Source organism: Actinotalea endophytica (genome assembly GCF_025717005.1).
In the GTDB taxonomy this organism is placed as follows: Bacteria; Actinomycetota; Actinomycetes; order Actinomycetales; family Cellulomonadaceae; genus Actinotalea.
Genome location: NZ_JAOVZU010000011.1, coordinates 87091 through 107628 on the forward strand (window position 1 = coordinate 87091; position 20538 = coordinate 107628).

At 73.0% G+C, this 20538-nt stretch carries 19 protein-coding genes; 15 read left to right on the top strand and 4 right to left on the bottom strand.

The window, feature by feature from the left end:
- The first annotated feature begins 88 nt into the window (after window positions 1-88).
- From pyrH to OEB99_RS17465, 6 genes are read left to right on the top strand one after another with little or no spacing between them, the layout of a single operon-like run.
- Window positions 89-850, top strand: a complete 762-nt coding sequence (gene pyrH, locus OEB99_RS17440; RefSeq protein ID WP_263578569.1) for a UMP kinase — start codon at window positions 89-91, stop codon at window positions 848-850.
- Window positions 847-1404 (top strand): ribosome recycling factor, encoded by a 558-nt coding sequence (gene frr, locus OEB99_RS17445; protein WP_263578570.1) that lies wholly within the window; start codon window positions 847-849, stop codon window positions 1402-1404. Before pyrH ends, frr begins: the two co-directional genes overlap by 4 nt.
- On the top strand, window positions 1405-2268 hold the full coding sequence (locus OEB99_RS17450; protein WP_263578571.1) for a phosphatidate cytidylyltransferase: 864 nt from the start codon (window positions 1405-1407) through the stop codon (window positions 2266-2268).
- Window positions 2265-3380 (top strand): dual-specificity RNA methyltransferase RlmN, encoded by a 1116-nt coding sequence (gene rlmN / locus OEB99_RS17455; protein ID WP_263578572.1) that lies wholly within the window; start codon window positions 2265-2267, stop codon window positions 3378-3380. Before OEB99_RS17450 ends, rlmN begins: the two co-directional genes overlap by 4 nt.
- Entirely contained in the window at window positions 3377-3928 is a 552-nt protein-coding gene (locus OEB99_RS17460; protein ID WP_263578573.1) for a DivIVA domain-containing protein, read from the top strand. Before rlmN ends, OEB99_RS17460 begins: the two co-directional genes overlap by 4 nt.
- Window positions 3925-4752 carry a pentapeptide repeat-containing protein gene (locus tag OEB99_RS17465; protein ID WP_263578574.1) on the top strand — a complete coding sequence of 276 codons (828 nt, stop codon included), beginning with the start codon at window positions 3925-3927 and terminating at the stop codon, window positions 4750-4752. The genes OEB99_RS17460 and OEB99_RS17465 overlap by 4 nt, the downstream gene beginning before the upstream one ends.
- A 48-nt stretch (window positions 4753-4800) precedes the next feature.
- On the opposite strand, the gene OEB99_RS17470 is transcribed toward OEB99_RS17465, so the two are convergent.
- Window positions 4801-5439, bottom strand: a complete 639-nt coding sequence (locus OEB99_RS17470) for a PH domain-containing protein (protein WP_263578575.1) — start codon at window positions 5437-5439, stop codon at window positions 4801-4803.
- Window positions 5440-5504: 65 nt separating this feature from the next.
- Between OEB99_RS17470 and dxr the strand changes: the two genes are divergently transcribed.
- Window positions 5505-6695, top strand: a complete 1191-nt coding sequence (dxr, locus tag OEB99_RS17475) for a 1-deoxy-D-xylulose-5-phosphate reductoisomerase (protein WP_263578576.1) — start codon at window positions 5505-5507, stop codon at window positions 6693-6695.
- 111 nt (window positions 6696-6806) lie between these two features.
- A complete protein-coding gene (locus OEB99_RS17480) occupies window positions 6807-8108 on the top strand; it encodes a M50 family metallopeptidase (protein WP_263578577.1) in 1302 nt (433 codons plus the stop codon).
- 32 nt (window positions 8109-8140) lie between these two features.
- Here the strand turns inward: OEB99_RS17480 and OEB99_RS17485 are convergent, their stop codons facing one another.
- Complete coding sequence (locus tag OEB99_RS17485) at window positions 8141-9445, bottom strand: hypothetical protein (RefSeq protein ID WP_263578578.1); 1305 nt, start codon at window positions 9443-9445, stop codon at window positions 8141-8143.
- A gap of 120 nt (window positions 9446-9565) precedes the next feature.
- Here OEB99_RS17485 and ispG point away from each other — a divergent pair, with 120 nt between their 5' ends.
- A complete protein-coding gene (ispG, locus tag OEB99_RS17490) occupies window positions 9566-10696 on the top strand; it encodes a flavodoxin-dependent (E)-4-hydroxy-3-methylbut-2-enyl-diphosphate synthase (protein ID WP_263578621.1) in 1131 nt (376 codons plus the stop codon).
- 99 nt (window positions 10697-10795) lie between these two features.
- Window positions 10796-11665, top strand: coding sequence for a GNAT family N-acetyltransferase (locus OEB99_RS17495; RefSeq protein ID WP_263578579.1), 870 nt, complete (start codon window positions 10796-10798; stop codon window positions 11663-11665).
- A gap of 49 nt (window positions 11666-11714) precedes the next feature.
- On the opposite strand, the gene OEB99_RS17500 is transcribed toward OEB99_RS17495, so the two are convergent.
- Window positions 11715-12575, bottom strand: coding sequence for an Fpg/Nei family DNA glycosylase (locus OEB99_RS17500; RefSeq protein WP_263578580.1), 861 nt, complete (start codon window positions 12573-12575; stop codon window positions 11715-11717).
- 71 nt (window positions 12576-12646) lie between these two features.
- Between OEB99_RS17500 and OEB99_RS17505 the strand changes: the two genes are divergently transcribed.
- Window positions 12647-14458 (top strand): proline--tRNA ligase, encoded by a 1812-nt coding sequence (locus tag OEB99_RS17505; protein ID WP_263578581.1) that lies wholly within the window; start codon window positions 12647-12649, stop codon window positions 14456-14458.
- 21 nt (window positions 14459-14479) lie between these two features.
- Here the strand turns inward: OEB99_RS17505 and OEB99_RS17510 are convergent, their stop codons facing one another.
- Window positions 14480-15463 (bottom strand): ferritin-like domain-containing protein, encoded by a 984-nt coding sequence (locus OEB99_RS17510; RefSeq protein WP_263578582.1) that lies wholly within the window; start codon window positions 15461-15463, stop codon window positions 14480-14482.
- Between the two features lie 97 nt (window positions 15464-15560).
- Between OEB99_RS17510 and rimP the strand changes: the two genes are divergently transcribed.
- The 4 genes from rimP to infB all read left to right on the top strand — a co-directional run bounded on the left by rimP (window position 15561) and on the right by infB (window position 20358).
- On the top strand, window positions 15561-16043 hold the full coding sequence (gene rimP, locus OEB99_RS17515; protein WP_263578583.1) for a ribosome maturation factor RimP: 483 nt from the start codon (window positions 15561-15563) through the stop codon (window positions 16041-16043).
- Window positions 16043-17116, top strand: a complete 1074-nt coding sequence (nusA, locus tag OEB99_RS17520) for a transcription termination factor NusA (RefSeq protein ID WP_263578584.1) — start codon at window positions 16043-16045, stop codon at window positions 17114-17116. The genes rimP and nusA overlap by 1 nt, the downstream gene beginning before the upstream one ends.
- Before the next feature lie 167 nt (window positions 17117-17283).
- A complete protein-coding gene (locus tag OEB99_RS17525; RefSeq protein ID WP_263578585.1) occupies window positions 17284-17490 on the top strand; it encodes a DUF448 domain-containing protein in 207 nt (68 codons plus the stop codon).
- A 123-nt stretch (window positions 17491-17613) separates the two neighbouring features.
- Complete coding sequence (infB, locus tag OEB99_RS17530) at window positions 17614-20358, top strand: translation initiation factor IF-2 (RefSeq protein WP_263578586.1); 2745 nt, start codon at window positions 17614-17616, stop codon at window positions 20356-20358.
- Window positions 20359-20538 lie beyond the last annotated feature (180 nt).

Consider the following 20538-nt stretch of genomic DNA (forward strand, 5'->3'; position numbering starts at 1 on the left):
GCCACCGTCGTATGTGCGTCATGTCAGCGGTGTGGGACCCTGTGCCCGGGACGGGCCGGGGTCCGGTGAGGCCAAGGAGGAGGCAGGGGTGACGACCGACACGCATCGACGGGTGCTGCTGAAGCTGTCCGGCGAGACCTTCGGCGGTGGTGGCATCGGGGTCGACCCCGTCGTGGTGCGACGCGTCGCCGAGGAGATCGCCGCCGCGGTCACCGACGGCGTCCAGGTCGCGATCGTGGTCGGCGGCGGCAACTTCTTCCGCGGCGCCGAGCTCGCGCAGGCCGGTATGGACCGGGCCCGCGCGGACTACATGGGCATGCTCGGCACCGTGATGAACTGCCTCGCGCTCCAGGACTTCCTGGTCCAGGCTGGCGTGGACACCCGGGTGCAGACCGCCATCGCGATGGGGCAGGTCGCCGAGCCGTACATCCCGCTGCGTGCCATCCGCCACATGGAGAAGGGGCGCGTTGTCGTGTTCGGCGCGGGCGCGGGCATGCCGTACTTCTCGACCGACACCGTGTCCGTGCAGCGCGCCCTCGAGACGCACTGCGACGAGGTGCTGATGGCCAAGAACGGGGTGGACGGCGTCTACTCGGCGGACCCGCGCACCGACCCGTCGGCGGAGTTCCTGTCCTACGTGACGTTCACCCAGGCCATCGTCGACGACCTCGGCGTGATGGACACCACCGCGCTGTCGCTGTGTCGCGACAACCACATCGTGATGCGGGTGTTCGGCATGGATGCCCCGGGCAACGTCACGCGTGCACTGCGAGGTGAGAGGATCGGCACGTTGCTCACCGCGGCAGGAGACGGCGAGCAGGTCGGGACGACGACGAAGGAGCAGCGGTGATCGACGAGACCCTCCTCGAGGCCGAGGAGAAGATGGACAAGGCCGTCGAGGTCGCCAAGGAGGAGTTCGGCGCGATCCGCACGGGCCGGGCCAACCCGGCGATGTTCACCAAGCTGACGGTCGACTACTACGGTTCGCCGACCCCGCTGCAGCAGCTGGCGTCGTTCGCAACGCCGGAGGCGCGCACGGTCATCATCTCGCCGTTCGACATGTCCGCCATGGCGAACATCGAGCGCGCGATCCGTGACTCGGACCTCGGGGTCAACCCGACCGACGACGGCAAGATCATCCGCGTCGTGCTCCCCGAGCTGACCGAGGAGCGCCGCAAGGACTACGTGAAGCTCGCCCGGCACAAGGCCGAGGAGTCGCGCGTGGCCGTGCGCAACGTGCGCCGGCACGCCAAGGACGAGCTCGACCGGATCGCGAAGGACGGCGAGGCCGGCGAGGACGAGGTCGTGCGTGCGGAGAAGGAGCTGGAGGGGCTCACCAAGAAGCACGTCGAGCTGATCGACCAGCTTCTCGCGCACAAGGAGAGCGAGCTCCTCGAGGTCTGAATGACAGACCACGCGACCGTCGCCGCGCCGACCTCACCCCGGGCCGGGCGCGATCTTCCCATCGCGATCGGTGTGGGGCTGGGCCTGCTCGCGCTCGTGGTCGTCTCCCTGTGGTGGCGCAAGGAGGCGTTCATCGCCGTCGTGGCGCTGGCCGCCGGCGTCGCGCTGTGGGAGCTCGCGCACGCGTTCCGGCGACGCAACGTCTCGCTCCCGCTGGTGCCGATGCTCGTCGGCGAGGTCGGGATCCTGGTGTCGGCGTACCTGTCCGGTGCCGAGGCGCTGTTCGTGGCCTTCATGCTCACGGCCGGCGGCGTGGTGATCTGGCGTGTCCTGGACGGCATGGGGGCGGCCGCGCTGCGGGACGCCTCGATCGCGACCTTCGCGGTCGCCTACGTGCCGTTCATGGCCGGCTTCATCATGCTCATGCTGGACCAGCCCGACGGCGTGTGGCGGGTCGGGCTGTTCATCCTGCTGTCGGTCGCCAGCGACACGGGTGGATACCTCGTCGGGGTGCTCTGGGGGCGTCATCCGCTCGCCCCGACGGTCAGCCCGAAGAAGTCCTGGGAGGGCCTGGTCGGCTCCCTGCTGCTCGCCGGTGCGGTCGGCGGCGTGGTCGTCTGGTACATCTTCGAGTCGGCCTGGCCGCTGGGGTTGCTGCTCGGGGCCGCGGCCGTCGCGTCCTCGACGCTCGGCGACCTCTCCGAGTCGCTGCTCAAGCGGGACCTCGAGCTCAAGGACATGGGCCGGGTGCTGCCGGGCCACGGTGGCATGCTCGACCGGGTGGACTCGATGTTGCTCAGCGCGCCGCTGGTCTACATCCTGATGCTCGTGCTGCTCCCGACCTCGACCGTGGCGCTGCCATGACCGGACCGATCCCGCTGACGATGACGGCGCCGCGACGGGGTAAGCCGCCGCGGCACCTGGCCGACCTGTCGACCGACGAGCTGCGTGCCGCGGTGGCCGAGCTCGGCGAGCAGGAGTTCCGCGCACGCCAGCTCCAGACGCACTACTTCACGCACCTGGAGACCGATCCGGCGGCGATGACCGACCTGCCGACCCGGTCGCGCGAGCGTCTGACCGAGGCGCTGCTGCCCTCGCTGCTCGAGCCGGTGCGCACCCTGACGGCGGACCGCGGGACGACCGTCAAGACGCTGTGGCGGCTGCACGACGGCGTCAAGGTCGAGTCGGTGCTGATGCGGTACCCCGACCGGGCCACGCTGTGCGTCTCGAGCCAGGCCGGCTGCGGGATGGCGTGCCCGTTCTGCGCGACGGGGCAGCTCGGGCTGACCCGCAACCTGTCGGCCGGCGAGATCGTCGAGCAGGTCCGCCAGGCAGCCCGGGCGATGGTCCGCGGTGAGATCGCGGGGGGACCGGGGCGGTTGTCCAACCTGGTGTTCATGGGCATGGGTGAGCCGCTCGCGAACTACAAGGCCGTGCTGGCCGCGGTCCGCCGGTTCGTCGGTCCGCAGCCGGACGGCTTCGGGGTCTCGGCCCGGAACGTGACGGTGTCCACCGTCGGGCTCGTGCCCGCGATCGACCGGCTGGCCGGCGAGGGGCTCCCGGTGACGCTCGCCCTGTCGCTCCACGCGCCGGACGACGAGCTGCGCAGCGAGCTCGTCCCGATCAACACCAGGTGGACGGTCGACGAGGCGCTGGACGCCGCGCGTCGCTACTTCGAAGCCACCGGCCGGCGGGTCAGCATCGAGTACGCCCTGATCCGCGACATGAACGACCACGCCTGGCGCGCCGATCTGCTGGCGCGCAAGCTCAACGAGCGCGGGCGTGGCTGGGTGCACGTCAACCCGATCCCGCTCAACCCCACGCCCGGCTCGATCTGGACCGCCAGCGACCCGGGCGTGGAGGCGGAGTTCGTGACCCGCCTGAGGGTCGCCGGGATCCCCACGACCATCCGGGACACCCGGGGCAGCGACATCGACGGAGCCTGCGGACAGCTGGCAGCAGAGGAGGCGTCATGAGCGGCATGTTCCGGACCGCGGGACGGATGAAGACGGGCTACGACCCGGATCAGGTCGACGAGTTCTTCACCCACGCGCGCAAGGTCTACGAAGGTGCGCCCGGAGAGCCCCTGTCGGGCTACGACGTGCGGCGCGTCGCCTTCGACCTGGTCCGTGGCGGCTACCGGCCGGCCGCGGTGGACGCGGCGCTGGACCGGCTGGAGCGGGCGTTCGTGAGCCGGCAGCGGGCCGAGTTCGTCGGCACGCACGGCCAGCAGGCCTGGCTCGAGCACCTCGCGGCCCAGGCGCGCACCCTGTACGGGCGGCTCGCGCGCCCGGACGGTGAGCGCTTCGCGCGCGGACGCGGCGGCGAGCCGTCGTACTCGACCGAGGACGTCGACGAGGTCTGCCACCGGCTCATCGAGTACTTCGACCACGGGCAGCCGCTCGGCTCGGAGGAGCTGCGCCAGATCACGTTCGCTCGTCGGCGCGGGTCGGACGGCTACGGCGAGGCCGCGGTCGACGCTTTCCTCGACCGTGCCGTCGAGGTGCTGCTCGGCGTCGAGTGACCGACCCGGCGGTCGAACCGCTCGCGCTGCGCGCCGACTGCGCGGCGTGCGTCGCCCTGTGCTGCGTGGTGCCGGCGTTCACCAGGTCCGCGCAGTTCGCGATCACCAAGGCCGCCGGGACGGCGTGCCCGAACCTCGACGGGCACCGCTGCTCCATCCACCCGACGCTGCGGGACTCCGGGTTCTCCGGCTGTGTCGCGTACGACTGCTTCGGCGCGGGTCAGCGGGTCACCGCGGAGGTGCTCCGCGGCGAGGACTGGCACGGCTCGCCCGAACGCCTCGCTCTCGCACGTGAGGCGTTCCCGCTCGCGCGCCGGTGGCACGAGGTCGCCTGGTACCTCGACACCGCCGCGCGCCTTCCCGAGGCCGCCGCCCTGCACGCCGCCCTGCTCGCGGCGCGTGACGCAGCCCTCGACCTGGCGACGGCTCGGCTCGACGAGGCCGAACGACGCGACGCGGACGTCCAGCGGGCCGAGATGGACGAGCTTCTGCGCCGGGCCAGCCGGCTGGCCCGGCAGGCGTGGCCGGCGGGGCAGGACCTGCGCGGGGCGTCGTTGGCCGTCCAGGACCTGTCCGGTGCCGACCTGCGGGGTGCCGACCTGCGGGGTGCGGTGCTGCTCGGCGCGGACCTGCGCCGGGCGCAGCTCGACGGCGCCGATCTCACCGGTGCCGACCTGCGGGCCGCCGATCTGCGGGGTGCCGACCTGAGCGGTGCGTTGTTCGTCACGCAGGCCCAGCTCGATACCGCGCGCGGCGACACGGCCACCGGCCTGCCGGCGGACCTGGAGCGTCCGGCGCACTGGGACGGCGACGAGCCCGGTTGAGTGCTCAGCGCGCGACGGCTCGGTGATCGACGGCTCGGTGATCGACGGTCAGGTCCCGTCGCCTTCGTCACCCGTGGTCCGCCTGACGTCGGCGACCGGTGTGCCGTCGCCGCCCGCGTCGGCGTCAGCGGTCGGCTCCTCCGCGTCGTCCGCGTCGTGCGTGTCGGTCTCGCCGACCGGCGGGTTCCCCTCGGCGGGGATCTCCTCGTGCAGGAGCAGCTCCTGCACCTGCAGGATGCGCCGCTCGAGGTGCGCGACGTCGTACAGCTCGACGTCGCTGGTCTCGCCGGCCGTCTGCACCACGAGCGTGCCGCAACCGAGCATCCGGTCGAGCAGGTTGCGGCGGTAGGAGACCGACTGGACGCGCTCGACCGGGATCTCGCGGCCCTCCCGGGACAGGACCCCGCGGCGGGAGATGAGCCGACGGGTGGTCAGGGTGTCCGTCGAGGCGAACCAGCCCAGGAAGGGCCACAGCCCGAACCAGACGGTGAGCACCGCGGCGATCCCCACGAGTCCCCAGCGCAGCACGGCCTGGCTGTCCGGGTCGGGGATCAGGACCAGGAGCCCGTAGAGCACGGCAGCGACGGCGAGCAGCAGCACGAGGCCCGGGCCGACCAGGCCCTTCCAGTGCGAGTGCGCCGTGAAGATGACCTTCTCGCCGCGGGCGAGCATCGACTCCTTGACCATGGTGCAGATCCTCGCATCGCGCCGACGGCGGGCGCACCAGGTAGGCCACCTGGCAGGATGCCGGGGTGGCTCCCCGCAGCGTCATCCTGCTCGGCTCGACCGGATCGATCGGCACGCAAGCCCTCGATGTGGTGGCTCAGCACCCGGACCGGTTCGACGTCGTCGGGCTCGCCGCGGGTGGAGCGGACCCCGACCTCGTCGCGCGGCAGGTGCTCGCCACCGGGGCACGGGTCGTGGCGGTGGCCGACCAGACCGCCGGGCCGGCGGTCCGCGCCGCGATCGAGGTGCGGGCGGCCGCCGCGGGCCGGCGGGCGCCGGACCTCGAGCTGCTCTCCGGGCCGGACGCCGCGAGCCGGCTGGCCGCGCGCGGTGCCGACGTGGTCCTGAACGGCATCACCGGGTCGGTGGGGCTCGGTCCCACCCTCGCCGCGCTGCGCGCCGGCTCCACGCTCGCGCTCGCGAACAAGGAGTCGCTCGTGGTCGGTGGGCGGCTGGTACGGCAGGCGCAGGTGCGGCCGGACCAGATCGTGCCGGTGGACTCCGAGCACTCCGCGATCGCCCAGTGCCTGCGGTCGGGCTCTGCCGCCGAGGTGCGTCGCATCGTGCTCACGGCGTCGGGCGGCCCGTTCCGCGGCGCGAGCCGCACGGACCTCGCCGGGGTCACCTCGGAACAGGCCCTGGCGCACCCCACCTGGTCGATGGGGCCGGTCGTCACGGTGAACTCGGCGAGCATGGTCAACAAGGGCCTGGAGCTCATCGAGGCGCACCTGCTCTTCGACGTCCCGGTGGCCGACATCACGGTCGTGGTGCACCCGCAGTCGATCGTGCACTCGATGGTGGAGTTCACCGACGGCTCGACCATCGCACAGGCCTCGCCGCCCGACATGCGGCTGCCGATCGCGCTCGGGCTGTCCTGGCCCGACCGGCTGGACCCGGTGACGCCGCCGTGCGACTGGACGCGAGCGGCGTCCTGGACCTTCGAGCCGCTCGACGAGGAGGTGTTCGCGGCCGTGCGCCTGGCCCGCCGGTCGGTCGCCGCGTCCGCCACCCATCCTGCGGTCTACAACGCCGCCAACGAGCAGGGCGTCGCGGCGTTCCTCGCCGGGCGGATCGGCTTCCTGGACATCGTCGACACGGTGGCCCAGGTGCTCGACGAGCACGACGGGACCGCCGCCTCCGATGTGTCGCTCCAGGCCGTGCTGGACGCCGAGCGCTGGGCACGGGGTCGTGCCGACACGTTGCTGGCACGCCGCTGACGACCCGTTCGTTGCGGGGATCTCGCAAAGGTTCGCTCGCAGCGCACCGCCGGGATGCGTGTGCACGCCCGCAGCGGGGGATGATGGTGCCCCACGACGAGGGGGAGCTCGATGTTCCTGATCGGCCTGCTGGTGCTGGTGGTCGGCTTGCTGGCATCCATCGCGCTGCACGAGGTCGGGCACATGGTGCCGGCCAAGCGGTTCGGCGTCCGGGTCAGCCAGTACATGGTCGGCTTCGGGCCCACGCTCTGGTCGCGTCAGCGTGGCGAGACCGAGTACGGGTTCAAGGCCATCCCGCTGGGTGGCTACGTCCGTCTGGTCGGCATGTACCCGCCGGCCGAAGCCCTGGACCGGCCACCGCGTCCGGGCCGGTTCGCCGAGCTCATCGACGCGGCCCGGCAGGCCAGCGCCGAGGAGATCCGGCCCGGTGAGGACCACCGCGCCTTCTACCGGCTCTCCGCCCCCAAGAAGGCCGTCGTGATGCTCGGCGGTCCGTTCATGAACCTCGTCATCGCCGGTGTGCTGCTCGCCGTCGTGCTCGTCGGGATCGGTGTCCCGGGCTCGGCGACCACGACCGTCGCGGTCGTCGGGCAGTGCGTGACGACGGACTTCGCGGCCGAGTGCACGGCGGGGGACACCCCGACCCCGGCGGCCGCGGCCGGCCTGCAGCCCGGCGACACGATCCTGTCCTACGGGGGCCGTGAGGTCACCAGCTGGTCCGACGTGCAGGCCGCGATCAAGGAGGTGCCCGGCGAGGACATCCCGGTGGTCGTCGAGCGCGACGGCCAGCAGATCACCCTGAGCGTCAGCCCGGTCACCACCCAGCGGCCGGTGTACGGCGCCGACGGCCAGGTCGAGACGGACGCCGACGGCAACCCGGTGCTCGCGCCGACCCGCTACGTCGGGTTCAGCCCGACCGCCGCGATCGAGCGTCAGCCGGTGTCGTCCGTGCTGCCGGCGCTCGGCAGCGCCGTCTGGCAGACGATGGGGATCGTCGTGGCGCTGCCGGTCCAGATGGTCGACGTCGTCAAGGCTGCGGCCGGGCTCGAGCAGCGCGACTCGTCATCGGTCCTCGGCGTGGTCGGTGTGGCGCGGGTGGCCGGGGAGATCGGCGCGGTGCCGGATGTCGACCTCGGGCAGCGGATCGCCGCGTGGCTGGCGCTGCTCGCCTCGCTCAACGTGGCCCTGTTCGTCTTCAACCTCATCCCGCTCGTCCCGCTCGACGGCGGGCACGTGGCCGGCGCCGTGTGGGAGGGCGCCCGCCGCACCAGGGCGCGACTGCGCGGCCTGCCGCGTCCGGCGCCGTCCGACGTGGCTCGCATGGTCCCGCTCGCCTACGGGGTCTTCGCGGTCCTGGCCGTGCTCGGCCTGGTGCTGGTGGTCGCCGATCTCGCCGCACCCGTGACGATCTAGGCGGCCGCGACCACGCAGCCGCTGCGGGGCCGTCAGCCGCGAGCGCGGACCCACTGCTGAGCGACCGCGTGCACGTGGCTCGGGTCGCCGGACAGCGTCCAGGGCCACGGGTCCAGGTGGATCATGGTCCGCGCGAGGTGTGGTCGTGCTGCGCGCCGGTCACGCGCGAGCCAGGAGAAGTACGCCAGCGTGTTGTGCGCACGGGCGCGGTTCACCGGCGACGGACCGTCCGGCCCGGACTGCCAGGCGTGCACCGCCGACGCGACCTCGTTCCGCACGGCCGGCGACGCGACGTAGCGGTCGGCCTGGGTCTGGGAGTGCTCCGCGAGCGTGAAGTAGTGCTCGATGTGCGCGTGGACGACGAGGAGCGAGAGCGCGCTGCCCGCCGGGGCGGCGGCCGAGGCGGCCCGCGCGTGCGCGAACATGTCCTCGGTCGAGCCGAACCACTTCTGGGAGCGGTACTGCAGCTCGGCCTCGTGCCCACCCTGGTGGTGCGGGGCGAGCTCGTACAGCGCCGCGGTCCGGCTCTCCAGCACGTCGACGTCGACCTGCTGGCCGCGGGCCATCTCGACGAGCACGGCCCAGGGCGTGGGGTCCGTCGTGTCGTTGTGCACCGCCTCGCGGGCGACCTCCTCGGCCTCGGCGAGGGCGGCGAGGAAGGCGTGCTGGTTCCGTGGTTCCCAGTCGGGCCCGCGCAGCTCCCACGCTCGGCGCACCGCGAGCATGGTCTTCAGGGCCTGGGCGTTCGGGTCGGTGGGGCGCGCCTGCAGCCACGCGTCCAGCCAGCGGCTGCGACGCAGCGCGTGGATCGCCAGCACGCTGGTGCGGGTGTAGCGCAGGTCGTGGTCGACGGATGCGGCGAGCAGCGCGGCCGCGGGGCGCCACTCACCGTGGTCGGTCGCGGCCCGTGCGGCGGCCAGGTCCCGGTCGTCGAGCGCGGGGTCCGGGGTGCGGAACAGCGACGCGTCGGGTTCGTCCAGACCCATCCGGCCACCGGTGGCGATCCGCAGCGCGTACCGCGTCACGTGCCCGGCGGTGAGCACGAGCAGCCCGACGACCATGAGGCAGGCCAACGTCCAGCCGATCGCCGGGGAGCGGTCGAGCACGTCGACGACGAGCAGGTCGATCCCCGCGCCGATCGCGAGCATCGTGCCCAGGTAGGCGGCGAGCATGCCGTAGGCGCGGCCGGCGCTCGGGCCGGACCACCACGGCGCGTCGTCGCGCATGCCGAGGACCGGCGCGAGCCTCGTGCCCGCCACCGCGAGCAGCACGAGGCCCCCGGCGACGAGCACGGCGGCACCGATGAGGGTGTAGCCGGCCGGCGAGCTGAGGTCCACTCCCGGATGGTCACAGATCCCCCGCTCGGAGGACACCCCCGCTGCTCCGGACGGGTGACGACGAGCCGATCTGCGCGCCCGAGGGATACTGGGTCGGTGAGCACCTCCATCGCACTCGGCATGCCGCAGGCCCCGCCCCCCGTCCTCGCCCCACGTCGACCGACCAGGAAGATCCGGGTCGGGAAGGTCGAGGTCGGCGGCGACGCGCCGATCAGCGTGCAGTCGATGACCACCACGCCGACCACGGACATCAACGCGACCCTGCAGCAGATCGCCGAGCTGACTGCGGCCGGCTGCGACATCGTGCGGGTCGCCGTGCCGAGCCAGGACGACGCCGATGCCCTGCCGGCGATCGCGCGCAAGTCGCAGATCCCGGTGATCGCGGACATCCACTTCCAGCCGAAGTACGTCTTCGCCGCGATCGATGCGGGCTGCGCGGCCGTGCGCGTCAACCCGGGCAACATCCGCAAGTTCGACGACCAGGTGAAGGAGATCGCGAGGGCTGCGAGCGACGCCGGGGTCTCGCTGCGGATCGGGGTGAACGCGGGTTCGCTCGACAAGCGCCTGCTGGAGAAGTACGGCAAGCCCACCGCCGAGGCGCTGGTCGAGTCGGCCGTGTGGGAGGCGTCCCTGTTCGAGGAGCACGACTTCCACGACTTCAAGATCTCGGTCAAGCACCACGACCCGGTCGTGATGGTGCGTGCGTACGAGCTGCTGTCCGAGCGCGGCGACTGGCCGCTGCACCTCGGTGTCACCGAGGCCGGGCCGACCTTCCAGGGCACCATCAAGTCCGCGACCGCGTTCGGCGCGCTGCTGAGCAAGGGGATCGGGGACACGATCCGGGTCTCGCTGTCGGCGCCGCCGGTCGAGGAGGTCAAGGTCGGCATCCAGATCCTGCAGTCGCTGAACCTGCGGCCGCGCAAGCTGGAGATCGTCTCGTGCCCGTCGTGCGGGCGCGCGCAGGTGGATGTCTACGAGCTCGCCGAGAAGGTGACCGCGGGCCTCGAAGGCATGGAGGTGCCGCTGCGGGTCGCGGTGATGGGCTGCGTGGTCAACGGTCCGGGCGAGGCACGCGAGGCCGACCTCGGTGTGGCGTCCGGCAACGGCAAGGGCCAGATCTTCGTCAAGGGCGAGGTGGTCGCCACCGTGCCCGAGTCGCGGATCGTGGAGACCCTGATCGACGAGGCGATGCGGATCGCCGAGTCGATGGAACCGGTCGAGGGCGAGGGGCCGACGGTCTCGGTCGGCTGAGGAACCGCGCTCGTCCGATCGGTTCGGGTCTCGTCGCCCGGCGTACCTCCGGCGGGCGTGCCGTGCCCTCGCCGGGCCACCCTGGTGCACAATCGCCGCATGGCAGTCTGGCGGACCGAGCTGCCGACCCACCGGTCGGTGGACGTCGACCTGGCCCGGGCCGCTGCGCTGTGCGCGCAGGACCCGGTCGGGTCGGTGCTGGTCGCCGCGCGGATCGAGGCTGCCATGGCGACCGGCGGTCGGTCCGGCGGGCCGCAGCTGTGGGGTGTCGAGCGCGGCGGTGAGCTGGTCGCCCTGGCCTGGGCCGGCGCGAACCTCGTCCCGGTGGTCCGCGCGGGGGACGAGGAGTCGCTCGATGTGATCGCCGACGCCGCGCGGCTCCAGGGACGGCGGTGCTCGTCGATCGTCGGGCCGGCCGAGCAGGTGATGGGGCTGTGGGCCCGCCTCGAGCACGAGTGGGGTCCGGCCCGTGACGTGCGGGCCGACCAACCCTCGATGGCCATCGAGACGGCCCCGCTCGTCGCGCCCGACCCGCTCGTCCGGCTCGGCCGCCGCTCGGACATGGCGGTCCTGCTGCCCGCCTGCGTGCACATGTTCATCGAGGAGGTCGGCTACTCGCCGCTGGAAGGCAGCCCGGGCTCGTACGAGGCGCGGGTCCGTGGCCTGGTGGCCGACGGCCGGTCGTACGTGCGGATCGATCAGACGGACGACGGCCCCGAGGTCGCCTTCAAGGCCGAGCTCGGGGCGGTGAGCTCGCGGGTGGCGCAGGTGCAGGGCGTCTGGGTGCCACCGGCGCGGCGCGGCCGAGGCCTGGCCACGGCGGGGATGTCCGCGGTGGTCGAGCACGCGCTCGAGGCCGTTGCGCCGATCGTGTCGCTCTACGTCAACGCCTACAACACGCGTGCCATCGCGGTCTACGAGAAGGTCGGCTTCCGCCAGGTCGGCACGTACGCGACGATCCTGTTCTGACTCGATCCTGCACAGACTCGGTCCGGCTCCGGTTCGGCCCCGCTGCGACTCAGCGGAGCAGCCGAGACATCCGGCGGTCGGCGAGCGGCTTGCCGCCGGTCTGGCACGTCGCGCAGTACTGCAGCGACGAGTCGGCGAAGGAGACCTCGCGGACCACGTCTCCGCAGACCGGGCAGGACTGGCCCGTGCGGCCGTGGACCTGCATCCCGCGCCGCTTGGCGTCCTTGAGCTGGGCGGCCGGCTTGCCGTCGGCCTCGGCGACCGCTGCGGTGAGCACGTCGCGGATGATGCCGTGCAGCCGTTCGAGCTCGGCGCGGTCGAGCCGCGCCGAGAGCGCGAACGGGCTCATCCGGGCCGCGTGCAGGATCTCGTCGGAGTACGCGTTGCCGATCCCTGCGATGCTCCGTTGGTCTCGCAGCAGGCCCTTGATCTGCTGGTTCTTCGCGGTGGCCAGACCGGCGAGGTGCTCCGTGGTGAACTCCTCGGACAGCGGGTCGACCCCGAGGGTCGCGACCTGTTCCACGTCGGTCGGTTCGGCCACGACGTGCACCGCGAGCCGCTTGCGGGTGCCCTGCTCGGTCAGGTCGAAGCCCGACCCGTCGTCGAGCCGGACGCGCAGGGCCAGCGGCGAGCGTCCTGGCCGCACGGGAGTCGTGGGCAGGGAGTCCGACCAGCGCAGCCAGCCGGCCCGGGACAGGTGCACGAGCAGGTGCGGCCCCGTCGTGGTGAGGTCGATCCACTTGCCGTGCCTGGATGCCCCGACGACCCGCGTGCCGACCAGCGCGTCAACCGGGGGGTCGAACGTCTTGAGCGCACCGATCGCGCCGACGTTCACGGCGGCGACCGTCCGGCCGGCGGTCCGGCCGGACAGGAACCTGACGAGGCCCTCGACCTCGGGAAGCTCGGGCACGGGTTCATGGTGCCGTCCACGGCGCCGCGGCGGAAGCGGGACGCCTGCGTCGCGCCACTAGGCTGACCGCCATGCTGCTTCGGATGTCGACCCTGTTCGTGCGCACCCTGCGCGAGGATCCGGCGGATGCCGAGGTCCCGAGCCACAAGCTGCTCGTCCGGGCCGGCTACATCCGCCGCGCCGCGCCGGGCATCTACACCTGGCTGCCGCTCGGTCTGCGGGTGCTCGGCAAGGTCGAGCAGGTCGTCCGCGAGGAGATGGACGCGATCGGCGCGCAGGAGGTGCACTTCCCGGCGCTGCTGCCGCGCGAGCCGTACGAGCGCACCGGCCGGTGGACCGAGTACGGCCCGAACCTGTTCCGGCTCCACGACCGCCGCGAGAACGACTACCTGCTCGCGCCGACCCACGAGGAGATGTTCACGCTCCTGGTCAAGGACCTGTACTCCTCGTACAAGGACCTGCCGCTGGCGCTGTACCAGATCCAGACGAAGTACCGCGACGAGGCCCGGCCCCGTGCCGGCCTGCTCCGCGGGCGCGAGTTCATCATGAAGGACGCCTACTCCTTCGACCTCGACGACGCCGGCCTCGACGCCGCCTACCTGCGCCAGCGTGAGGCCTACCAGCGCGTGTTCACCCGGCTCGGTCTGGACTACGTCATCGTCGCGGCGATGTCCGGGGCGATGGGCGGCTCGCGCAGCGAGGAGTTCCTCATGCCGACCGCAGTGGGTGAGGACACGTTCGTGCGCTCGGCCGGCGGGTACGCCGCCAACGTCGAGGCGGTCACCACGGTCGCGCCCGAGCCGCTGCCGTTCGACGACGCCCCGGCCGCGCACGTCGAGGACACGCCCGACACCCCGACGATCGAGAGCCTGGTCGCGCACGCCAACGCGCACCAGGCCCGGGCCGATCGGCCGTGGACCGCGGGCGACACGCTCAAGAACGTCGTGGTCGTGGCGTGCGAGCCGGACGGTACGCGGGAGCTGCTCGTGGTCGGGGTCCCGGGCGACCGCGAGGTCGACATGACGCGCCTGGAGGCGGCGCTCGCCCCGGCGTCGGTCGAGACGGCCGGGGAGGCGGACTTCGCGGGGCACCCCGAGCTCGTCAAGGGCTACATCGGGCCCGCGGTCCTCGGCCGGGCCAACACCGGCCGCGAGGACGCCGTTCGCTACCTGCTCGATCCGCGGGTCGTGGCCGGCACCCGCTGGATCACGGGTGCGAACGAACCGGGCCGGCACGTGTTCGACCTCGTGGCGGGCCGCGACTTCGTGGCGGACGGCACCGTCGAGGCGGCCGAGGTGCGTGCGGGCGACCCCGCACCGGACGGCTCGGGGCCGCTCGAGCTCGCGCGCGGCATCGAGATCGGGCACATCTTCGCGCTCGGCCGCAAGTACGCCGAGTCGCTCGGGCTGTCCGTCCTGGACGTGAACGGCAAGGCCGTCACGGTCACGATGGGCTCGTACGGCATCGGCGTCTCGCGCGCGGTCGCCGCGCTCGCCGAGACCAACCACGACGACGCCGGCCTCGCCTGGCCCGCTCCGGTCGCGCCCGCGCACGTGCACCTGGTCGCCGCCGGCAAGGACGAGGCGGTGCACACCACCTGCGAAGAGCTCGCGGCCGACCTGCACGGGATGGGCGTCGAGGTGATCTACGACGACCGGCCCAAGGTCTCGCCCGGGGTCAAGTTCGCCGACGCCGAGCTGCTCGGTGTGCCGGTCCTGGTGACGGTCGGGCGCAGCCTGGCCGACGGTGTGGTCGAGGTCCGCCTGCGCCGACCCGCCGACGCCGGTCTGCCGGCCGGCGAGCGACCGGACGCGGAGCGGGTGCCGGTCGCCGATGCCGCCACCCGGATCGGCGAGCTCGTCGCCAGCCTGCTCGAGCGGTGAACGGCAGCCCCGCCAGGGGCGTCAGCCGTCGATGCCGGGGAGCGCCGGCACCGCGCCGGTGAGGCTCGTCGCGGTGGTCGCGGCGCTCTGCGCCGAGGCGTACAGCTCCGCGCGCGACCCGGGGGAGGCCCGGCCGAGCAGGTCGACCCAGACCGCGGTGAGGTCGGTCTCGAGCTCGGCGGCCGCGGCGAGCCGGTCGGCCTCGCTCGCGCCGGGGTCGGCCACGGCATCGGGCAGGTCGTACGAGGCGTCGCGCGGGTCGTCGGCCGTGCCCGCCACCCCGGCGGCCTCGGCCCAGGCCTCGGCGCGCGCCCGGTGGGCCACCGCGAGGTCGACGGCCTCCTGACGCGCCTGGTCGCGGCTCCGGGCTGCGACGACCTCCCAGACCAGGCCGAGCGCGTCCTCGGAGACGATCGCCGGGCCGAGGGCGCTCGCCGACAGGCCCGCGGGGATGGTCGTGGGTTGCGCCGTCACGGCGTCGGTCGTCGTGCTCTCGGGGGTCGAGCCCTCGGGCGTGCCGAGGGCGGTGAGCAGCGCCGCGCCGGCCAACGTGCGGTTGAGGGCGATCCCGGCGACGAGCCGCGCGAGGCGCCCGTCGGTGGTGGTGAGCGCATCGGTCCGGGCCGAGTCGGCCTGGTCTGCGAGCAGCGCGACGATCTGCTCCGGGTCGACCGGCCCGGGCTCCGTGGTCGGGCCGGTCGAGGTGTCGGGCTCGGGCGTGGCTGACGGGAACGGGACCCAGACCCCGCCGAGGGCGTCGAGCTGGGTCTCGGCGGCGTCGGCGACGTCCGCGAGGACCGCGTCGACCTCCGGCTCGCCGGAGGGCACCAGCGCGAGCTCGTCGAGCAGCACGGTCGTCGCAAGCGCCTGGCGCTGGCGGACCTGCTCGACCTCGTCGGCGGCTGGGGTGGTCGGCGGCGGGGACTCGACGCGCAGCGCCGCGCAGCCGCCGAGCAGGGCGGCCGCGAGGAGCACCGCCGAGGCTCGGACGTGGCTCGTTCTCATCGGCGCGATCCTGCCATGCGTCCGGACTCGATACCCTGTGCTCGACAAGTCCACAGGGTCCGTCACCCAGCCGGCCCGCCACGATCAGGAGGCGACGATGGCGAACGACACCTCGCCGGCGCAGCGCCTACGTGCGGTCGTCGAGCCGTCGGTCGCAGCCGAGGGCCTGTACCTCGAGGACGTGGTCGTCACCCGTGCGGGTCGACGCTCCGTCGTCCGGGTCGTGGTGGACCTCGCGGACGGGCCCGGCGGTGTCGGCTCGGACCGGCTCGCCGACGTGTCGCGCGCGGTGTCGGCGGCGCTGGACGCGGCGGACCCGGTCGCCGGCGAGTACCTCCTCGAGGTCTCGACCCCGGGGACCGACCGCCCGCTGACCGAGCCGCGGCACTTCCGCCGCGCGGTCCGCAGGCTGGTGCGCCTGACCCTGCGGGACGGCTCGACGCGGTCCGGCCGGCTTGTCGACGCAGGTGAGGAGCTGGTGCTCGAGGCCGACGGCCGCCGTAGCACGGTGCCCGCCCAGGACGTGGTTCGCGGCAAGGTCGAGGTCGAGCTGACCCGCGACGAGGAGGGTGAGGTCTGATGGACATCGACATGACGGCGCTGCGACTGGTCGAGCACGACCGGGGGATCAGCCTGGACACGCTGGTGGGTGCGATCGAGCAGGCGCTGCTCTCCGCCTACCACCGGACCCCAGGTGCGTACCCCGACGCTCGCGTCGAGGTGGACCGGCGTTCCGGGCACGTCACGGTGTGGGCGCGTGAGCGGCTCGCCCCCGCCGAACCGGCTCCCGACGAGCCCGAGGACGGCGCGGTCGTGACACCGCCGCCGCCGACGTTCTCCGAGGAGTTCGAGCACACTCCCGAGGGCTTCGGGCGCGTCGCCACGGCGACCGCGCGCCAGGTGATCGTGCAGCGGCTGCGCGACGTCGAGGACGAGCAGGTGCTCGGCACGTTCAAGGGCGCCGAGGGCGAGCTGCTCGCGGGTGTCGTGCAGCAGGGACGCGACCCGCGCACCGTGCTGGTCGACGTGCGGGGCACCGAGGCGGTCCTGCCGCACCACGAGCAGGTGCCGACCGAGACGTATGCGCACGGCGAGCGGCTGCGCGCCTACGTGCTGGACGTGTCCCGGGGGCCGAAGGGGCCGTCGATCACGCTCTCGCGCACGCACCCCGGGCTGGTCCGCAAGCTGTTCGAGCTCGAGGTCCCGGAGGTCGCGGACGGGTCGGTCGAGATCACCGCGATCGCCCGCGAGGCCGGTCATCGCTCCAAGATCGCGGTGCGCTCGACGGTGCCCGGCCTGAACGCGAAGGGCGCCTGCATCGGCCCGATGGGGGCACGCGTCCGGGCGGTGATGACCGATTTGCACGGCGAGAAGATCGACATCGTCGACCACAGCGACGACCCCGCGACCTTCGTCGGCAACGCGCTGTCGCCGGCGCGGGTGAGCTCGGTGACCGTGGTGGACGCCGCAGCGCGGTCGGCGCGCGTCGTGGTGCCCGACTACCAGCTCTCCCTCGCCATCGGCAAGGAGGGGCAGAACGCCCGGCTCGCGGCGAAGCTCACCGGCTGGCGCATCGACATCCGTTCGGACGAGGAACCGGGTGCCGGCGGCCCGCAGACCACGCCGTCGGAGGCGCCGGGTCACGCTCCGTGACGAGGAGCGCTAGAATCGACGACGCTGGGCCGCGGGCCCGGCTCCCCGAGAGCGTGGGCGACGGCACTGCCGCCGCGGGTCGTGCTGCGGCCCTCACCGGATCCGACGGACCGGTGCGCACGTGCGTGGGGTGCCGGAAACGTGGTCCACGCTCCGCCCTGGTCCGTGTGGTCCGGGTCGAGCGGGACGGTTCAGACCGTGCCGAGGTCGACCCGGGGCGCTCCCGGCCCGGACGGGGAGCCTGGTTGCACCCCGATCAGCACTGCCTCGAGCTCGCCGAACGGCGTCGGGCACTGCCTCGCGCGTTGCGCGTCGCATCGCTCGACGTCACCGACGTGCGGCGGGCGTTCGGCGTGGACCGGGCACGGACATGAGTGGTTCACCGACATGGGAAAGCGGGTTGGAAGCCGATGGGCACCCGATGAGCACCTCGCGATGAGCACCCAGCACTAACCACGGTCCACCCCCTGTCCGGGGCGGACCAGGACAGGAGAGTTGTGGCAAAGGTCCGCGTCTACGAGCTCGCCAAGGAGCTCGGCGTCGAGAGCAAGGCCCTGATGGCCAAGCTCAACGAGCTCGGCGAGTTCGTTCGTTCGGCGTCCTCGACGATCGAACCCCCGGTCGTGCGCAAGCTGCGCGATCTGTACCCCGCTGCGCCGGCAGCTCCGGCGCCGGCCCCGAAGGCCGCTCCGGCCGTCAAGCCGGCCCCGGCCCCCAAGCCCGTTCCCGAGCCGAAGCCCGAGCCGGCTGCCGAGCAGCCGACCCCGGCGCCGGCCGAGCAGCCGGCCCCGGCCGAGCCGCCGGCTGCGGCGCCGGCCGAGTCGGCGCGCCCGGTGCCGAGCGCCCCGGCCCCGGCCGCCGGTCCACGTCCTGGTGGTCCGCGTCCCGGTGCCCCGCGCCCGGGCAACAACCCGTTCGCGCCGAGCCAGGGCATGCCCCGGCAGGGTGGTCCGCGTCCTGGTGGTCCGCGTCCCGGTGCCCCGCGCCCGGGCAACAACCCGTTCGCGCCGAGCCAGGGCATGCCCCGGCCCGGCGGCAGCGGCGGTGGCGGCGACCGGCCCGGTGGTCCGCGTCCGGGCGCGCCCCGGCCCGGTGGTCCGCGTCCGAACCCCGGCATGATGCCCGGCCGTACCTCGGTCGGCCGTCCCGGTGCCGGTGGCGGTGCCGGTGGCGGGCGTGGCGGCGGTCCCGGTGGTGGCCGCGGTGGCGGCCCCGGTGGCGGCCAGGGTGCCGGTGGCGGCGGCTTCCGCGGAGGTCCCGGTGGCGGTGGCGGCCGTGGTGGCCGTGGCGCCGGCCGTGGCAGCACGCAGGGTGCCTTCGGGCGCGCCGGTGGCAAGCCGGTCCGTGGGCGCAAGTCCAAGCGCGCGAAGCGCCAGGAGTTCGAGCAGATGCAGGCGCCGTCGCTCGGCGGCGTCCAGGTGCCTCGCGGCGACGGCACCACTGTGGTGCGTCTGCGCCACGGCTCGTCGCTGAACGACTTCGCGGACAAGATCGATGCGAACCCCGCCAGCCTGGTGACCGTGCTGTTCCACCTCGGTGAGATGGCCACGGCCACCCAGTCGCTGGACGAGGACACGTTCGGCACCCTCGGGGCCGAGCTCGGCTACCGCATCGAGATGGTCTCCGCGGAGGAGGAGGACCGCGAGCTGCTCGAGTCGTTCGACATCGACCTCGAGGCCGAGGAGGCCGCCGAGGACGACGAGGACCTCGCTCCGCGTCCGCCGGTCGTGACGGTCATGGGTCACGTCGACCACGGCAAGACCAAGCTCCTCGACGCGATCCGTTCGGCGGACGTCGTCGCGGGTGAGGCCGGCGGCATCACCCAGCACATCGGTGCGTACCAGGTGCACGCCGAGCACGAGGGCATCGACCGCCCGATCACCTTCATCGACACCCCGGGTCACGAGGCGTTCACCGCCATGCGTGCCCGTGGTGCCCAGGTGACCGACATCGCGATCCTGGTGGTCGCGGCGGACGACGGCGTGATGCCGCAGACGGTCGAGGCGCTGAACCACGCGCAGGCGGCCGGCGTCCCGATCGTGGTCGCCGTCAACAAGGTGGACAAGGAGGGGGCGAACCCCGCCAAGATCCGCCAGCAGCTGACCGAGTACAACCTGGTGGCCGAGGAGTACGGCGGCGACACGATGTTCGTCGACATCTCCGCGCTCAAGCGGGTCGGCATCGACGAGCTGCTCGACGCGGTGCTCCTGACCGCCGACGCGGCGCTCGACCTGCGGGCCAACCCGGACAAGGACGCGCGCGGTGTCGCGGTCGAGGCGAACCTCGACAAGGGCCGCGGTGCGGTCGCGACCGTGCTGGTCCAGTCGGGCACGCTGCACGTCGGTGACGCGATCGTGGCGGGCACCGCCTACGGGCGCGTGCGGGCGATGTTCGACGAGCACGGCGACACCGTCGCCGAGGCCTCGCCGGCCCGGCCCGTCCAGGTGCTCGGCCTGACCTCGGTGCCGCGTGCGGGTGACACCTTCCTGGTGGCACCCGACGACCGGACCGCGCGCCAGATCGCCGAGAAGCGTGAGGCCGCGGAGCGGGCCGCGCTGCTGGCCAAGCGTCGCAAGCGGATCAGCCTCGAGGACTTCACCCAGGCTCTGCAGCAGGGCAAGGTCGAGACCCTCAACCTGGTCCTCAAGGGCGACGTCTCGGGTGCTGTCGAGGCCCTCGAGGACGCGCTGCTCAAGATCGACGTGGGGGAGGAGGTCGCCCTGCGGGTCATCCACCGAGGTGTCGGTGCGATCACGCAGAACGACGTCAACCTCGCGACGGTCGACAACGCGATCATCCTCGGGTTCAACGTCAAGTACGCCGAGCGGGTCGAGGAGCTCGCCGAGCGCGAGGGCGTCGACGTGCGGTTCTACTCGGTCATCTACCAGGCGATCGAGGACGTCGAGGCTGCGCTCAAGGGCATGCTCAAGCCGGAGTACGAGGAGGTGCAGCTCGGTACCGCCGAGGTGCGCGAGATCTTCCGCTCGTCGAAGGCCGGCAACATCGCGGGCTCCCTGGTGCGTTCGGGGATCATCCGGCGCAACGCCAAGGCGCGGGTGCTGCGCGGTGGCACGGTCATCGCGGAGAACCTGTCGATCGAGTCGCTCAAGCGGTTCAAGGACGATGCGACCGAGGTCCGCGAGGGCTACGAGTGCGGCATCGGCCTGGGGTCGTCGTACAACGACATCCAGATCGACGACGTGGTCGAGACCTACGAGATGCGGGAGAAGCCGCGCTCGTGAGGTGAGTCGCGGGTGGGTCGCGTCCTCGGAGAAGGGGTGCGCGACCCACCCGGCGGCCGCTGACGCGACCGCCCTGCCAGGCCCGCCAGGGTCGCGTACCCCTTCTCCGATCCCGCTCTCCCGGGTCACCGTGGGTACCCGCGCGGGGCATGCACAAGTCGCTCCCCGGCAGCACGTCGA

Excerpts from the sequence above, each read along its gene's own strand:
- OEB99_RS17450 (WP_263578571.1), top strand. The coding sequence starts at position 1,405 with ATGACAGACCACGCGACCGTCGCCGCGCCGACCTCACCCCGGGCCGGG.
- rlmN (WP_263578572.1), top strand. The coding sequence starts at position 2,265 with ATGACCGGACCGATCCCGCTGACGATGACGGCGCCGCGACGGGGTAAG.
- OEB99_RS17460 (WP_263578573.1), top strand. The coding sequence starts at position 3,377 with ATGAGCGGCATGTTCCGGACCGCGGGACGGATGAAGACGGGCTACGAC.
- OEB99_RS17470 (WP_263578575.1), bottom strand. The coding sequence starts at position 5,439 with ATGGTCAAGGAGTCGATGCTCGCCCGCGGCGAGAAGGTCATCTTCACG.
- OEB99_RS17480 (WP_263578577.1), top strand. The coding sequence starts at position 6,807 with ATGTTCCTGATCGGCCTGCTGGTGCTGGTGGTCGGCTTGCTGGCATCC.
- ispG (WP_263578621.1), top strand. The coding sequence starts at position 9,566 with ATGCCGCAGGCCCCGCCCCCCGTCCTCGCCCCACGTCGACCGACCAGG.
- OEB99_RS17495 (WP_263578579.1), top strand. The coding sequence starts at position 10,796 with ATGGCAGTCTGGCGGACCGAGCTGCCGACCCACCGGTCGGTGGACGTC.
- OEB99_RS17505 (WP_263578581.1), top strand. The coding sequence starts at position 12,647 with ATGCTGCTTCGGATGTCGACCCTGTTCGTGCGCACCCTGCGCGAGGAT.
- OEB99_RS17510 (WP_263578582.1), bottom strand. The coding sequence starts at position 15,463 with ATGAGAACGAGCCACGTCCGAGCCTCGGCGGTGCTCCTCGCGGCCGCC.
- rimP (WP_263578583.1), top strand. The coding sequence starts at position 15,561 with ATGGCGAACGACACCTCGCCGGCGCAGCGCCTACGTGCGGTCGTCGAG.
- nusA (WP_263578584.1), top strand. The coding sequence starts at position 16,043 with ATGGACATCGACATGACGGCGCTGCGACTGGTCGAGCACGACCGGGGG.